Raw genomic sequence first — 14,504 nt, forward strand, 5'->3', positions numbered from 1 at the left:
TGTCTTTTTATTATAGTATCACAAAATAGTCACAATTGGAAGCGCTTTAGATTTTATTTTGTATGTTTTCCTTTTATGAAAATCGGGAATAAAGCGTTTGAGGTGAGTATGTATGGATAGGTATGGTTTAATCGTAGAGGGACGTGTTCAAGGTGTTGGATTTCGCGCGTTTGTTGAGCAAATTGGTCATCGTCATAATATGACTGGAACAGTGCGGAATTTGACGAACGGAAATGTACAGGTTGAAGTGCAAGGTGAGAAAAAGGCATTTGCGATGTTTATGTCTGATTTAAAACAAGGAAATCATTTTTCGCATATAACAGCTATACAAACTGAAGAATTAGATGTGAAAAAAGATGAACGTCGCTTTCGAATTGTTTATTAAAGAGAGGAAAGCGTGTAGATGGCAAAAAGAAAGCTAAATAAAGAAGATATTTTTGCGGCAACCGACGCTTTGCTAACGGAATCAGGCTATGAAGGGTTTCATTTTAAACCATTAGCTATGTCATTAGATGTAGGCAGAAGTACAATATACGAATATTATCCAAATAAGGAAGAATTATTAGCGGCTTATATGTCACATATTATGGAAGCGTTTGTTCATGATCAAAAGCATATCTCTCAAGCAGAGACGTTTTTTGTTCAATTAGAAAAACTCATTTACCTATTTATGAAGCACGATCGAATCTTGCTTGCCATCGATTTAACACCACATATTGAAAAGAAAGCAAATGAACGTGTTAAAGTGGTCTTAAAACAACTATGGGCCCATCATCACCAAGTGTTTGATTACATTCGCAGGTTAGTGGCTGAAGGAATTGAATCTGGAGAAATACGTCAGGATGTACCTGCTCATCTTGTAGAAACGCTGATCTTCCAATCTATTTCACTCAATAAAGCCCGAAAAACAGAAACAAAAGAGGAGTGGGCATCAGCGATTAGCGAACTTATTGTTAAAGGCATTCGCTCTACCTAGTGTGAACATGAAAAAGAGTAAAGACACATATGTGACTTTACTCTTTTTCATTAAATAGCCCATTCACCGTTCCGGAATACGGCTTCTTTTGTACCATCTTGATGAATGCCATCAATATTCATTTCTGCTGATCCCATCATAAAATCGACATGAGTGATACTTTGATTAATACCAGCATCGTTTAACTCTTCCTCGTTCATATCTTTTCCACCTTTGATATTAAACGCATAGGCACTACCTAGAGCTAAGTGATTAGATGCATTTTCATCAAACAGCGTATTGTAAAAAATGAGGTTCGTATTCGAGATAGGAGAGCGATGGGGGACAAGCGCTACCTCACCAATAGATCGAGATCCTTCGTCTGTCTCTAATAAGCGCTTAAGAGTCTCTTCGCCTTCTTCTGCAGAAAAATCGACGACTTGGCCATTTTTAAAGGTCAGGGTGAAATTCGTAATCAACGTTCCGCCGTAATTGAGAGGCTTTGTACTTGCTACCGTCCCATTCACGCCATCTTTTTGAGCCGCTGTAAAAACTTCCTCTGTAGGCATATTGGCAACAAAATCAACGCCAGCTTTACTTGTTGATCCTCCTGAAGCCCAAATATGTGTTGGTGGCAATTCAATGGTGAGGTCAGTCTTATCAGCCGTGTAATGAAGAGCATGGAAACGCTTTTCATTTAAAGTAACCATTTTTTCATCCAATAAAGCAAGATGATCTTGCCATGCTACTATCGGATCTTGCTCATGAATACGAGTCGCCGCAAAAATAGCCTCCCACAATGCATCAATCGCTTGTTCTCCTTGTTTATCAGGGAATACTTTTTCAGCCCACTTTTCAGATGGTACGGCAACAATAGACCAGCTCACTTTATCAGATTGAATGTATCGTCTAAACGTACTATTAGCTTGACCGGATGCTTTGTTTGCTGCTGCAATGCGTTCAGGATCAATTCCTTTTAGTAAGTCAGGATCGGACCCAGCAATGCTTAGAAATGCTGCATTATGCTCAGCTTCTTTTACGAGGACATCTGCTTGCCACTGCGGAAATTCTGAGAATGCTTCTTGAGGTGCATGTTGGTATTTAATTTTTGTCAGTTCCTCATCATTCCACTCAACGCGAACGTGCTTAGCGCCTGCCTCATAGGCCTTTTTTGCTACAACTCGTACAAATGCGGCAGCGTGCATCGGTGTCCGAATATATAACGTTTGATCTTTTTGAATATTTATGCCGACTCGAACAGCTAGATCAGCATATTTCTCTATTTTTTCATTAAAGCTCATTAGTTCACCTCATTGTCAAATTCGTGAAGATCTATATGTAGAATAACGGAGAGAATGATGTTTTGCAAACAAATGAGCTGGCTGAAATGGTACAATAAAGGTTCAGCAAAAAAGAAAGAGGTTCGCGAACTCCCTCTATAAAAAACTATGCAAGTACAGGAGTGATCGAATGCTCGTTCTCAAGAAAAGGAGAAATGAAGCATGAAGAAAGAAAAAGCCATTGTTGTGTTTAGTGGTGGACAAGATAGCACCACTTGTCTTTTTTGGGCTCTCGAACAATTTACGGATGTATCGGTACTCATTTTTGACTACGGACAACGGCACAAAAATGAAATCAAAGTGGCAAAATCGATTGCAGCAGAGGCTGGTGTGAGAGCAAAAGTAATTGATTTACAAGTACTTTCGCAGTTAAATGCCAATGCACTAACAAACCCAACGATTGCCATTGAAGAAGGACAAGAAGGCGAATTACCAAACACATTTGTACCAGGAAGGAATCATTTATTTCTATCTTTTGCAGCGGTAGTGGCGAAAGATCTTGGCGCAAAGCACATCATCACAGGAGTTTGTGAAACGGATTTTAGCGGTTATCCAGATTGCCGAGACGTGTTCGTTAAATCGTTAAACGTCACGTTAAATTTAGCAATGAATGAACAATTTGTGATTCATACACCTTTGATGTGGCTTAATAAAGAAGAGACATGGGCGATGGCAGATCAGCTAGGAAAACTTCGCTTTATTCGTGAGAAGACATTAACGTGCTATGAAGGTGTAATCGGAGATGGGTGTGGAAGATGTCCAGCTTGTAAATTAAGAATGAATGGTCTTCAAGCTTATTTGCAAAAAGGGGAGGCATCTGTATGATCCAACAAATCTATCCAACTACCCCCCATTCATATGCATTTGAATTAAATAAGGATATGCAGCTGGCAACGGCTCATTATATCGATCATGAAGGGGCTGGAAAATGCCAACGGGTTCATGGTCATACGTATACGATCAATATTACCATTGCTGGGGATCATTTAAATGATACTGGGTTTCTTGTGGATTTTAAGCAGTTAAAACAACTCGTTCACGATCGATTTGATCACCAGCTTTTAAATGAAGACCCTTTATTTCATAATGTGCTGCCTTCAACAGAGAATGTGGCTAAAATCGTTTATATGATAATTGAAGACTTACTAAAAACTATGGCAAATGCGCCAACGTGTATACAAGTATTTGTTCGTGAGACGCCAACGAGCTATGTGGTTTATCGTCCGAAAAGAGCGCATCATGAGTAGTGTCATTCCCGTACTTGAAGTATTTGGCCCTACGATACAAGGAGAGGGAGCGGTCATTGGCCAAAAGACCATGTTTGTTCGAACAGGTGGTTGCGATTATCGTTGCTCTTGGTGTGATTCAGCTTTTACATGGGACGGAACAGGAAAAAGTGAAGCCTTAACAGCTGAAGAAATTATTGAGCGTTTAGATACACTTGCCCCTGCCTCTTACGGTCATGTCACCATCTCTGGTGGAAATCCATTGTTGCATAAGGGAATCGGCCAATTAGTGAACCTTTTGCAAGCAAGAGGTATTCAAACGGCGGTAGAAACACAAGGAACGTTCTGGCAAGATTGGCTCAAACAAATTGATGCCGTGACAATCAGCCCTAAGCCTCCAAGTTCTGGAATGAAAACAAACTGGGAAACATTAAACAAGTGCTTAACGCAACTTGATACAAGACAAGTAAGTTTAAAAGTAGTCGTCTTTAATAAAACAGACTATCGTTTTGCTAAAGAAGTTCATCATCGTTTTCCGGCATATGAGTTTTATTTACAAGTTGGAAATGAAGATCCAACAACGGCTGATCAGCAGAAGCTAATGCAGGATTTATTACAACAGTATGAACAGTTAATTGACTGGACAATGAATGATAAAGAAATGAATCGTGTTCGTGTGTTACCGCAGCTACATACATTGCTGTGGGGAAACAAGAGAGGCGTGTAGGAGGAAGAGAGTAGACATGACAGGAAGAAAAGAAGAAACCTTAACGAATGTAACGCTACTAGGAAACCAAGGAACTGAATATGCGTTTTCGTATAATCCTAGTGTGCTAGAAACCTTTGACAATCAACATCCAAATCGTGATTATTTTGTTAAATTTAACTGCCCTGAGTTTACGACGTTATGTCCAAAAACCCATCAACCAGATTTTGCAACGATTTATATTAGCTACATTCCTGATGTGAAAATGGTTGAAAGTAAGTCACTTAAACTTTATTTATTTAGTTTTCGAAACCATGGTGACTTCCATGAAGACTCCGTTAACACAATTATGAATGATTTAATCCAACTGATGGACCCTCGTTACATTGAAGTATGGGGAAAATTTACGCCAAGAGGCGGTATTTCAATCGATCCTTATTGCAATTACGGAAAAAAAGAAACAAGATTTGAAGAAATGGCGAACTATCGCTTAATGAATCATGATTTGTACCCAGAAACAATTACGAATCGATAAGTAAAAAGAGGCTGGGACATAACGAAAAGTAGTATTTGAAAAGAGTAGCAGCGCTACAGGAGAATCCTTCGCTTTCCGGGGACACGGCCTCAGCCTCCTTAGTGGAAGACCGCCACTCTAGAGTCTTCAGACACGTGCTGATCCCCCAGGAGTCTTGGATTCTCCTTCCGCTCATTTTCATATAAAACAAATGACGAACGTTCCTATTTTAGGAATGTTCGTCATTTTGGTCTGTCTATCTACTTTTGTCCCAGCCTCTTCTTTCTAAAGAAATGGAACCTTTAGGATAAGATGATTTCTTATAGCAAAAGATTGGCAGGCTATAAAAATAAGGACTTTTAAAAAAAAGTCCTTAATAAAGGTTTAGATGTAGAGATATCGGGAATATTGTCTAGGAGTGTCGATGATTACAATTACGGATGTGTCCGCATGAAAGAAACAAATTATTCTATTAAACATAATTCACATGCTATTAAACGAACGTACTGAGAAATTGAGTCAAAATGTAACATGTAAAAAAAAGAAATTTTATAAACGTTAGCTAGAGACACCAAGACCTCTTCTTTCTAACTCTTCTTTTAAAATGTCTACAAAATCACGATTTAAATTTCGTTCTTCAGCAAGCTCACAGGCCTCGATTAATAATTGATCATTTAATTGTTGTAACATACTTCAAATCCCCCGCTCATAAACATTTTTACAGTATACGTTCTCTTTCCCCCTCTGTCTGATTTGAAACCTTTTTCAGAAAAATAATTTAGTTGAAAGTCTGCTTAACAATTTGACAGTACTATTTTTAGCCTAGCAAATGTACGACCTTATTAGAATGTTCTTGCTTTCGTGGGTTTTAATTACTCCTTTTTATTATCGTACAAGTCCACTACTAGTGTTAGCTATTTTGAAAAGAAGGAGGCACTTTTTTAGAGGGATTGCTCGCTTTCCAATGAGCGTGCTATGCTAGAACTATTCCGAAAGAGATGACTAGTAAAGGAAGGGACTGTATTCTATATGGTGCATCATTTTTATCTTGAATGTAGCTGGAATGGAGGTAGGAATAGTACAGGGGTAATAAAAACCGGTGCATTAGAGTCTACAATCTCTATTCCTAGCGAGATGAATGGGCCAGGGCAGGGAACAAACCCTGATGAGATGCTGTTAGGTGCAGCAGCGACATGCTTCGTTATTACGTACGCAGCTATGTTAGAAAGAGCCAATATCGAAAAAGTTTCATTAACACTTTCCTCTGAAGCAAAAGTGGATGTGACAAATAATGTTTTTACGTTTAAAGAAATTATTCATCGACCAACTATCACATTAAAGAAACAGAGTGATCAAGAGCGAGCAGAAAAGATCGCGCATCAGGCAGAGAAATCGTGTATGATTTCAAAAGCATTGGCTGGCAATGTTAACATGGTGGTGGAGCCAGTTGTACAACTGTCGAATTAGAAAATGTATCCTTGTTAGTGGAATTCTGTCAATGTTAATCGTAACCGCATGCGATTCGGACAACGATTTAATCGGTTATAAGCAGAAGCCAGACGGCTATATTCCCTCATCACCTATTGAATTTGTTAAAGAGGAACCAGTTATAGCTCAATAAAAAGCAGTCCACCCAAGTCTTTTTATGACGATGGTTGGACTGCTTTTTTTCGTTTATTTCGCTTCATCTGCTTCTTATTTACCATAGAGTTGTATAGGATCATAATTTTCTTTATAGGTTTCAAAATAATGCATCACTTCCTCTACATATGCATCACTTCGATTGTAAGAAAACAACGCATCTTCATAGTCGCCGTCTACTGCCCCATGCTCTGAGAGAAAACGAGCTGCCGCATAAGCTGAATCGTGCAAATTAAAAGGATCGGCTTCTCCGTTACCAGTAGCATCTGTACCATAACCGTTGTGCTCTTCAATTAACTCAATGTCTGTAATGTCTACATCGTCAGCTACATTGCCAATGTCATCTACACCGGGATACGTCCAACCAACCCAAGTTCTAGGCATAAATTGAAAATGACCTAGAGCACCAACAGGGCTTTCCATTGGTTCCATTGTAGAAAAAATCGTCTCTACTCGATGAACAGCAGCAAGAAGCTCCCAAGGAATACTATACGTGTCTGCAGCTTCATGATAAACAGGGATATAGTCTTCTGGAATTTGATTTTCTGCAATGATTGCTTTGTAAAGACCTTGTCGAAAACGATCATTTTGTTCAAAAAGAAGAATCGCTATACCAACAAAGACAACCATCAAAATGAGAATGGAATAGAGCCATTTTTTCATTGTCTAACCTCTTCCACTGAAAAAGTACTTGTCCATCTTACCACGAGTAAAAGCGTTGTAACAATGGCTATCGTTTGGTTTTATAAAAATAAGGGAATGTGCATGGGAGTAAATGAGGTGAGAAGATGAAAACCCAAGTATTCATTGTTGGTGGGGGTGTTGCTGGTCTTACCGTAGCACTAAAGTTAGTAAAGCGTGGTATAGACGTCATCATGGTGGAAAAAAGCCCTCACCTTGGTCATGCGTATAAAGGCGAGCTTATTCAACCAAAGACAATCCAATTGTTTGAGCGTGCAGGTATTTATGAATCATTCTCAACTGCTTGGACGACTTTTTCTACGATTGAAACGTCTGAACTGAATGCGCACTTACAGCCGATGTTGCGATCCTCAATGGATTATAAACAGTTACCAGCACCTTTCCAGTACGCTGCTATGCTGCCCCATAGTGACATTAAGCGGTTATTGCTTAAAGAAGTTAAACAGTATGACACTTTTACTCTTCTTCAGCCTGCGACATTTGAGAAAATGGAAGAGAATAGAGCCTTTATTAAACAAGGGAAACAAAAAAGGACTGTAGCATTTGAGTTTATTATAGGAGCAGAAGGCGTAAATTCACGGGTGCGAGAACAAGCTCGAATCGAACGGAAAAGGCACGTATACGAGCATGATTTTTTAACGGTATCCTTTCCTGCTCCTGATGTAGTAAAGCATGGACATTTAATAGCAACGAAAGATCGTTTCTTAGGCTTATTTCCATTACCGAATGGGTATGTGCGAACGGTTTACCTCATTCGAAAAGGGGAATATAAAGCGTGGCGAGAGGAACCACTACAATTGTTCTATGATCATTATGTCTCGCTATTTCCAGCATTAGATGGACATGTACAAACCGTGAAAGAATGGAGAGCCATTCAACTCATGGTCCCAATTCGTCAACATGCCAACCACTATGTAAAAGACAACATTGCGTTAATTGGGGATGCAGCTCATAGTGTCCATCCAATGGCAGGTGAAGGCATGAACTTAGCGATTCAAGGTGCTGATTGTCTAGGTGAATTATTAATTGACTTATATGAAAAACGAAAGGGCAATGAATTTTTAACCCATTATGAATCTGTTCATAGAAAAAGAGTGAAGGCGATTATGAACCTCTCTCATTTAGGTGGACTAGCGTATGGAAAAGAAGGGAAAGCGTGGCAAAGAAGTCGAACCTTTGCGTTAAAACAACTTTTAAATAATGAAACATTATTAGCAAAATATTTGTTTAACATATCAGGGCTCGGTTTTTGGCCGTTTTCAGTTAAAGATAGTGTCACATTAGTAAAGCGTAGTAAAACCACAAGGGTTGAAAACCAAATGGAGCAGTATCAATACGGACTAGACGACGATTACCCTTGGAGACAACAGATGAGGTGAGAGAAGTGGAAAATATTCATTTAAGAAGAATGTGGCATGCACGAAAATGGATGAAGCAAACCGAACCCTTTCTTATGACTTGGCATGCTCACCTAGGCTACAGCTTAAACTTATTTCAATACTTTAAAAAGCCAGAGACAGTTGAAAACATAGCAAATAAGTACGACTTAGATGAAGTGTTGCTTAGCCGATGGGTTGAAGTAGGTATAGCCGTTGGTCATTTGAAGAAAAAGAGCAAAAAAAAGATACAAAGTAAACGAGAAATGGTCACGTATCTAACAAAAGAAAGTGAACGATCAGTCGGAATCTTACTGGAGGAAATGTTTGAACTGCACATTCCCACGTTACTAAACTATAAAAAAGAACTTGTTCGACAAGAAGAAACTATGTCAACACCTGTCGCAAGCATGGTAGCAGAAACGTCAAAACTTCTGGAAGCCGTTACACTTCCAAAAGTCGCATCCCTCTTAAAAAAGCAAAAAAGCAAGACGGTTCTGGACGTAGGATGTGGCTTAGGTGGCTATATGATGACGTTGGCAAAGCAGTTTCCAACGATTCAATTTCACGGTGTTGAAATTGATCAAGATGTTTGCCGACGAGCGAATGAGGAGAATTCATTCGAAAACGTCAGCATCGATCAAGGAGATTTTAAAGAAATGCGTTTTAGAAAAGGCTATCACACCGTCATGTTAAATAATATTTTGTATTATTTCACAGTTGTAGAAAGGCTTGCTCTTATTAAAAAAGCAACGGATGTGTTGAGAAAAAAAGGAGAAATGATCCTCATCACACCACTTGCAGATGGAAAGCATGGCAAACGCTTTGCCAGTGCGTTTAATAGCTTTATGACGGCTCATAATGAGATGCACCCTTTGCCTACAAGGAAAGAAGTCGCCTATATGGCAAAACAAGCGAACGTAAAAGTCGTCGAAGAACGGGCATTAATTAAAGAAGGTGGTTGGTATTTGATTCGGTTAAAGAAGAAGTAAGTTCAGACAACATCGTTTGAAAAGCCTGTTTGTCAATAAAGTCCTCCGCCTTCCACTCTTGCTTCACCCATTGTAGGAGAGCGTGTGTTGAGTCAAACACCGCTCCACTTGTGTCGAACGTACGTATCGCATATCGGTTTGATTCATTATCATTAATGACATAACAGGGAATAGTGCTATGGACAGAGTGAAGCTCGAATTCGTACATCTGATCACCTCGATAAGTAGTATCCACAACTAGGTCGTTAGTATGTTCAATTTTTTAGAATTACACACACGCTCTTTTCTTGAAAATAAAGGGAGGGCTTGTTTTACTGCAGTCGCTAAAAAGTATGTTTTTTCGGGACCGCTTCACCGACTGTTTTTGAGGAGTGAGTATGCTTTTGCTTCGAAATTCTTCATTTTCAATAAAAAAGAAAGCGCTTTTTGGCGAAATTGCAAGAATCATCGTTAAAAAGGCTAGATTTTATTGCGCAAAAGCGCTAAAATTTAGGTGACCGTTTTTTACTGGCGCAATAAAATAATCCAATGCGAATGTTTTGAGTAAACCAGTAGGAAATGGTACTATATTTCTGTAAGCGCTTGAAAATAGACGTTTGCGCTTTTGTGATGCAAACTATTGTTTTAGGAGGTCTATCACACATGTCCAGCAAGGAAAACAGCCCGGAAAAACCTTGGCAAGGATTTTATGGTCCGAACCTCGGAGTTGTAATAGAGCTGTATGAGCAATATACGGAAGACCCAAATTCCGTAGATGAAGAAACAAGAGCACATTTTGAAAAATGGGGACCACCTTCTTTAGAAGAATCTGTTAGTTTCACTAAAGATCGTGTGAATCAAGAAATAGGCTCGGACATGATAAACGCCGTTGTCGGTGCTGTGAAGCTGGCAGATTTTATTCGTGCCAAAGGTCACTTAGCATCGGACATTCAACCAATATGGAAAACTCATAAAAATGATGACCTTATTAGTTATGAACGCTTTAATGTTACTGAAGAACAACTTAAGAATGTACCAGTGGACTATATTTGTCCACAAGCTCCATCGCATGTCAAAAACGGTTTGCAAGCTATCGAACATTTACGTAATGTTTATTCCAAAACAATGGCATGTGAGTTTGGTCATGTACAAGACGAAACAGAGCGAAAGTGGTTAAGAGACAAGGTGGAATCAGGAACGTTTGCAGATGCTTTGTCTACAGAGGAAAAACGGAGCTTACTAGAGCGATTAACATCCGTAGAAGGCTTCGAAAAATTTATTCACCGTACGTTTGTAGGGCAAAAGCGTTTTTCCATTGAAGGGGTAGACTCATTGGTGCCAATGTTAGATATGGCGATTAATGAAGTCCGCAAAGAAAAAACCGACCATGTCATGATTGGTATGGCACACCGTGGTCGCTTAAATGTGCTTGCACACACTTTAGGAAAACCGTTTAAAGCCATTTTTGCTGAATTCTTGCAAGCGCCAAACAAATTAATCGCGCCATCTGAAGGGCTTGGTGAAACTTATTCGGGCTGGACAGGCGATGTAAAATACCATTTAGGTGCTGATCGCCAAATAGTCGATGATGAGCGTTCTGAAACAATCGTTTCACTAGCGAATAATCCAAGTCACTTAGAGTTTGTTTCACCGATTGTCGAAGGGTATGCTCGCGCAGCTCAAGAGGATCGTAGTAAGCGTGGTGAACCGACACAAGATACACGTCGTGCATACTCCATCTTAATACACGGAGATGCAGCTTTTCCTGGACAAGGAATTGTCACTGAAACGTTAAATTTAAGTCGTTTAAATGGGTATCAAGTTGGTGGTTCCCTTCATATTATTGCAAACAACAATATAGGTTATACAACAGAAGCGTACGATTCTCGCTCTACTACATACGCAAGTGATCCTGCAAAAGGTTTTGAAATCCCTATTCTCCACGTGAATGCAGATGATCCTGAAGCGTGTGTGAAAGCAATCCAGTTCGCTGTTGAATACCGTAGAGAGTTTAAGAAGGATTTCCTAGTCGATTTAATTGGTTATCGTCGCTTCGGCCATAATGAGGGAGACGAACCAGCGGTTACACAACCGGAGCTTTATACTATAATTCGTAAACACCCTACCGCAAGAGCCTTGTATGCTGAACAACTACAAGCAGAGAATGTGTTAACGAAAGACGAAGTAAAGAAACTCGATACAGATATGTATGATTATTTACTTGAAGAATACAACAAGGTCAATGCTGATAAAGCCGAGCGAAACTACGAATTAAGTCCACCTGATTTTATTGTAGACGGCTTACCCAAAGTAAAAACGAATGTAGAAAAAGACAAACTACAATCTTTTAATGAACAGCTACTTGATTGGCCGGAAAGCTTTAATCCAAACGAAAAACTAAAGAAAATCCTGCAAAGACGTGCGAATGCGTTTGATGGAGACGGTAGTGTTGACTGGGGATTAGCGGAAGTGTTAGCTTTTGCGTCTATCATTCACGACGGTACACCAATTCGTTTAAGCGGTCAAGACACGGAGCGAGGTACGTTCGCTCACCGTCATCTTGTCTTACATGATCGTGAAACGAACGAAACGTACACACCGCTCCAATCGTTTGATGACGCAAATGCTTCCTTTGCGGTTTACAATAGTCCGTTATCTGAGCAGGCATGTGTAGGCTTTGAATACGGTTACAATGTCTTTTCGAAAGAAACGTTAGTTCTGTGGGAAGCTCAGTTCGGTGATTTTGTCAACGGTGCACAAGTAATGTTTGACCAGTGGGTATCTGCTGGACGGGCAAAATGGGGCCAGAAATCTGGATTAGTTGTTCTTTTACCGCACGGCTATGAAGGAGCTGGACCAGAGCACTCAAGTGGGCGTGTAGAACGTTTCTTGAATTCTGCAGCTGAAAATAACTGGACGATTGCTAATTGTACGTCGGCAGCCCAATATTTCCACATTTTGCGACGACAAGCAAAAATTTTGCAGAAAAATACAGTCCGTCCTCTTATTATTATGACGCCGAAAAGTTTATTGCGAAATCAAAACATTGCTTCCACAACAGTCGAATTTGCGGATGGCGAGTTTAAGCCTATTTTAGAAGAACCGATTTTAGGAAAAGATCGTCAAGCAGTGAAGCGAATTATCTTAACAAGTGGAAAATTGGCGATTGAACTGCAAGATCATATTAAAAAGCACGACGAGGATTGGAGCTGGCTCCATATCATTCGAGTAGAGGAACTGTATCCGTTCCCACGTCGAGCCATTCGTGAACTATTAAAAGAGTTTCCTAATTTAGAAGAAGTAAAATGGGTGCAAGAGGAGCCGAAAAACATGGGAGCGTGGTCCTTTATGGAGCCACGAATCTTAGAAATTTTACCGAAAGATGTCCCGTTAAGTTACATTGGACGTACATTCCGCTCAAGTCCAGCGGAAGGCGTATCAAACGCTCATAAAGTGGAACAAAAACGAATCATCACAGAATCGGTGACGCGCAAAAACTAAGGAGGCATTTTACATTGACTGAAATTAAAGTACCAGAGCTAGGTGAATCGATTACAGAAGGAACCATTTCACAATGGTTAAAAGAAGTAGGCGATTACGTTGAACAAGGTGAGTTTATTGCTGAACTTGAAACAGATAAAGTAAATGCTGAAATCCCGGTAGAAACATCCGGCGTTATAAAAGAATTTAAACGGGAGCCAGGCGACACAGTAGAAATTGGTGAAGTCATCGCTATTATTGATGAAGGTGGCCAAGCTGGAGGCAGCTCGTCAACGAGTGAAGACACAAAAGAAAAGCAACCGGCTACTGAAAAGCAGGCAGACACGAAGTCACAAGAGCCTGCTAAGCAAGAGGAAGAAGCACAATCGACAACCAATCGTCCTTTGGCTTCACCTGCTGCGCGTAAGTTAGCACGTGAAAAAGGCATTTCCCTTGATGCCATTACACCAACAGATCCTACAGGTAAAATTCGTCGACAGGATGTAGAAGCGCACCAAGACAAACCAGCGCAATCAAAAGCGGCATCTCCACAGAAGCCGGCACTAACGCAATCAGCGGACGATCCAACGAAGCCGACTGAGCGTGAGAAAATGTCTCGTCGTCGTCAAACGATTGCTAAACGTTTAGTAGAAGTACAGCAAACGTCTGCAATGTTAACAACATTTAACGAAGTCGATATGACAGCCGTTATGGATTTACGTAAACGTCGTAAAGATGCGTTTTTAGACAAAAACGGTGTGAAGCTAGGATTTATGAGCTTTTTCACAAAAGCTGTTGTTGGTGCTTTAAAAGAATTTCCATTGCTTAATGCGGAAATTCAAGGAGATGAGCTCCTCATTAAAAAATACTATGATATCGGTATTGCCGTTTCAACGGATACTGGTTTAGTTGTTCCTGTATTAAGAGATGCAGATCGATTAGGTTTTGCAGGAATTGAGCGTGGCATTGGTGATTTAGGTAAGAAAGCGCGTGATAATAAACTGCAGCTAAACGATATGCAGGGTGGTACATTTACGATTACAAACGGTGGAGTCTTTGGATCACTTTGGTCAACGCCTATTTTAAATGCTCCTCAAGTTGGTATTTTAGGTATGCACAAAATCCAAATGAGACCGGTAGCCATCGATAATGAACGTTTTGAAAATCGTCCGATGATGTATCTTGCCCTTTCATACGACCATCGAATCGTTGATGGAAAAGAAGCAGTTAGTTTCTTAGTAAAAGTTAAAGATATGATCGAAGACCCAGAACAATTGTTATTAGAAGGGTAATGGAAAGAAGGCTAGCATGCTAGCCTTCTTTCTTGTACAATAAACGAGGTAGAGGAGGAATGAAGTCATGATACACCAGCAATGGACTGAAACACCGACACTTCGGATGTTAACTTGTGTTCATACAGATGCAAAGAAATATGTTGTAAATGAAGTATTAACAGTAGGAAAGCAGTATGAGTTAAAGAACGAAACCGACGAGTTTTATTTTGTCATTGATAACACTGGCAAAATGGCTGGTTTCTATAAAGAGTATTTTGAAGGCTAGCACTAAAAAACCAGGATGGAGATAGCCCATCCT

At 39.9% G+C, this 14,504-nt stretch carries 16 protein-coding genes and 1 riboswitch; of the genes, 13 read left to right on the forward strand and 3 right to left on the reverse strand.

Going from position 1 to position 14,504, the window contains the following annotated elements; all coding sequences use genetic code 11:
• The first annotated feature begins 112 nt into the window (after positions 1–112).
• Together BK583_RS09610 and BK583_RS09615 are read left to right on the forward strand one after the other, a co-directional pair.
• Positions 113–385: an acylphosphatase gene (locus BK583_RS09610; protein ID WP_055737605.1), complete on the forward strand. Its 273-nt coding sequence runs from the start codon at positions 113–115 to the stop codon at positions 383–385.
• Positions 386–403: 18 nt separating this feature from the next.
• On the forward strand, positions 404–976 hold the full coding sequence (locus tag BK583_RS09615) for a TetR/AcrR family transcriptional regulator (RefSeq protein WP_038480457.1): 573 nt from the start codon (positions 404–406) through the stop codon (positions 974–976).
• Positions 977–1,026: 50 nt separating this feature from the next.
• Here the strand turns inward: BK583_RS09615 and BK583_RS09620 are convergent, their stop codons facing one another.
• Positions 1,027–2,256 (reverse strand): aminopeptidase, encoded by a 1,230-nt coding sequence (locus BK583_RS09620; protein WP_038480454.1) that lies wholly within the window; start codon positions 2,254–2,256, stop codon positions 1,027–1,029.
• Positions 2,257–2,367: 111 nt separating this feature from the next.
• Positions 2,368–2,411, forward strand: a riboswitch (PreQ1 riboswitch).
• 46 nt (positions 2,412–2,457) lie between these two features.
• On the opposite strand from BK583_RS09620, the gene queC reads away from it, so the two are divergent.
• From queC to queF, 4 genes are read left to right on the forward strand one after another with little or no spacing between them, the layout of a single operon-like run.
• Positions 2,458–3,120, forward strand: coding sequence for a 7-cyano-7-deazaguanine synthase QueC (gene queC / locus BK583_RS09625; protein WP_055737606.1), 663 nt, complete (start codon positions 2,458–2,460; stop codon positions 3,118–3,120).
• Positions 3,117–3,542, forward strand: a complete 426-nt coding sequence (queD, locus tag BK583_RS09630; RefSeq protein ID WP_055737607.1) for a 6-carboxytetrahydropterin synthase QueD — start codon at positions 3,117–3,119, stop codon at positions 3,540–3,542. The genes queC and queD overlap by 4 nt, the downstream gene beginning before the upstream one ends.
• The gene (queE, locus tag BK583_RS09635; protein WP_038480445.1) at positions 3,535–4,248 is read left to right on the forward strand and encodes a 7-carboxy-7-deazaguanine synthase QueE; all 714 of its coding nucleotides are present in this window, start codon (positions 3,535–3,537) and stop codon (positions 4,246–4,248) included. The genes queD and queE overlap by 8 nt, the downstream gene beginning before the upstream one ends.
• A gap of 16 nt (positions 4,249–4,264) precedes the next feature.
• The gene (queF, locus tag BK583_RS09640; protein WP_055737608.1) at positions 4,265–4,762 is read left to right on the forward strand and encodes a preQ(1) synthase; all 498 of its coding nucleotides are present in this window, start codon (positions 4,265–4,267) and stop codon (positions 4,760–4,762) included.
• A gap of 537 nt (positions 4,763–5,299) precedes the next feature.
• Here the strand turns inward: queF and sda are convergent.
• Positions 5,300–5,431, reverse strand: a complete 132-nt coding sequence (gene sda, locus BK583_RS09645) for a sporulation histidine kinase inhibitor Sda (protein ID WP_078440106.1) — start codon at positions 5,429–5,431, stop codon at positions 5,300–5,302.
• A 339-nt stretch (positions 5,432–5,770) separates the two neighbouring features.
• Between sda and BK583_RS09650 the strand changes: the two genes are divergently transcribed.
• On the forward strand, positions 5,771–6,208 hold the full coding sequence (locus tag BK583_RS09650) for an OsmC family protein (RefSeq protein WP_055737609.1): 438 nt from the start codon (positions 5,771–5,773) through the stop codon (positions 6,206–6,208).
• Between the two features lie 31 nt (positions 6,209–6,239).
• Positions 6,240–6,362, forward strand: coding sequence for a hypothetical protein (locus BK583_RS21280; RefSeq protein WP_269083184.1), 123 nt, complete (start codon positions 6,240–6,242; stop codon positions 6,360–6,362).
• 74 nt (positions 6,363–6,436) lie between these two features.
• On the opposite strand, the gene BK583_RS09655 is transcribed toward BK583_RS21280, so the two are convergent.
• The gene (locus tag BK583_RS09655; RefSeq protein WP_055737610.1) at positions 6,437–7,045 is read right to left on the reverse strand and encodes a lytic transglycosylase domain-containing protein; all 609 of its coding nucleotides are present in this window, start codon (positions 7,043–7,045) and stop codon (positions 6,437–6,439) included.
• A 125-nt stretch (positions 7,046–7,170) separates the two neighbouring features.
• On the opposite strand from BK583_RS09655, the gene BK583_RS09660 reads away from it, so the two are divergent.
• The 5 genes from BK583_RS09660 (at position 7,171) to BK583_RS09680 (ending at position 14,471) form a co-directional block, all read left to right on the forward strand.
• On the forward strand, positions 7,171–8,463 hold the full coding sequence (locus BK583_RS09660) for an FAD-dependent oxidoreductase (protein WP_055737611.1): 1,293 nt from the start codon (positions 7,171–7,173) through the stop codon (positions 8,461–8,463).
• A 5-nt stretch (positions 8,464–8,468) separates the two neighbouring features.
• A complete protein-coding gene (locus BK583_RS09665; RefSeq protein WP_139366179.1) occupies positions 8,469–9,452 on the forward strand; it encodes a class I SAM-dependent methyltransferase in 984 nt (327 codons plus the stop codon).
• A gap of 642 nt (positions 9,453–10,094) precedes the next feature.
• Positions 10,095–12,932: a 2-oxoglutarate dehydrogenase E1 component gene (locus tag BK583_RS09670; protein ID WP_055737612.1), complete on the forward strand. Its 2,838-nt coding sequence runs from the start codon at positions 10,095–10,097 to the stop codon at positions 12,930–12,932.
• Between the two features lie 14 nt (positions 12,933–12,946).
• The gene (odhB, locus tag BK583_RS09675; RefSeq protein ID WP_055737613.1) at positions 12,947–14,203 is read left to right on the forward strand and encodes a 2-oxoglutarate dehydrogenase complex dihydrolipoyllysine-residue succinyltransferase; all 1,257 of its coding nucleotides are present in this window, start codon (positions 12,947–12,949) and stop codon (positions 14,201–14,203) included.
• Positions 14,204–14,270: 67 nt separating this feature from the next.
• Positions 14,271–14,471 (forward strand): DUF6501 family protein, encoded by a 201-nt coding sequence (locus BK583_RS09680; RefSeq protein WP_035397001.1) that lies wholly within the window; start codon positions 14,271–14,273, stop codon positions 14,469–14,471.
• The last annotated feature ends 33 nt before the right edge of the window (positions 14,472–14,504 follow it).

The sequence above is a fragment of the Shouchella oshimensis genome (assembly GCF_002019765.1).
GTDB classification, from domain to species: domain Bacteria; phylum Bacillota; class Bacilli; order Bacillales; family Bacillaceae_D; genus Shouchella; species Shouchella oshimensis.

Bases quoted from the DNA above. Each gene is read 5' to 3' on its own strand.
- BK583_RS09610 (WP_055737605.1), top strand. From the start codon at position 113: ATGGATAGGTATGGTTTAATCGTAGAGGGACGTGTTCAAGGTGTTGGA.
- BK583_RS09615 (WP_038480457.1), top strand. From the start codon at position 404: ATGGCAAAAAGAAAGCTAAATAAAGAAGATATTTTTGCGGCAACCGAC.
- BK583_RS09620 (WP_038480454.1), bottom strand. From the start codon at position 2,256: ATGAGCTTTAATGAAAAAATAGAGAAATATGCTGATCTAGCTGTTCGA.
- queC (WP_055737606.1), top strand. From the start codon at position 2,458: ATGAAGAAAGAAAAAGCCATTGTTGTGTTTAGTGGTGGACAAGATAGC.
- queD (WP_055737607.1), top strand. From the start codon at position 3,117: ATGATCCAACAAATCTATCCAACTACCCCCCATTCATATGCATTTGAA.
- queE (WP_038480445.1), top strand. From the start codon at position 3,535: ATGAGTAGTGTCATTCCCGTACTTGAAGTATTTGGCCCTACGATACAA.
- queF (WP_055737608.1), top strand. From the start codon at position 4,265: ATGACAGGAAGAAAAGAAGAAACCTTAACGAATGTAACGCTACTAGGA.
- sda (WP_078440106.1), bottom strand. From the start codon at position 5,431: ATGTTACAACAATTAAATGATCAATTATTAATCGAGGCCTGTGAGCTT.
- BK583_RS09650 (WP_055737609.1), top strand. From the start codon at position 5,771: ATGGTGCATCATTTTTATCTTGAATGTAGCTGGAATGGAGGTAGGAAT.
- BK583_RS21280 (WP_269083184.1), top strand. From the start codon at position 6,240: ATGTTAATCGTAACCGCATGCGATTCGGACAACGATTTAATCGGTTAT.
- BK583_RS09655 (WP_055737610.1), bottom strand. From the start codon at position 7,045: ATGAAAAAATGGCTCTATTCCATTCTCATTTTGATGGTTGTCTTTGTT.
- BK583_RS09660 (WP_055737611.1), top strand. From the start codon at position 7,171: ATGAAAACCCAAGTATTCATTGTTGGTGGGGGTGTTGCTGGTCTTACC.
- BK583_RS09670 (WP_055737612.1), top strand. From the start codon at position 10,095: ATGTCCAGCAAGGAAAACAGCCCGGAAAAACCTTGGCAAGGATTTTAT.
- BK583_RS09680 (WP_035397001.1), top strand. From the start codon at position 14,271: ATGATACACCAGCAATGGACTGAAACACCGACACTTCGGATGTTAACT.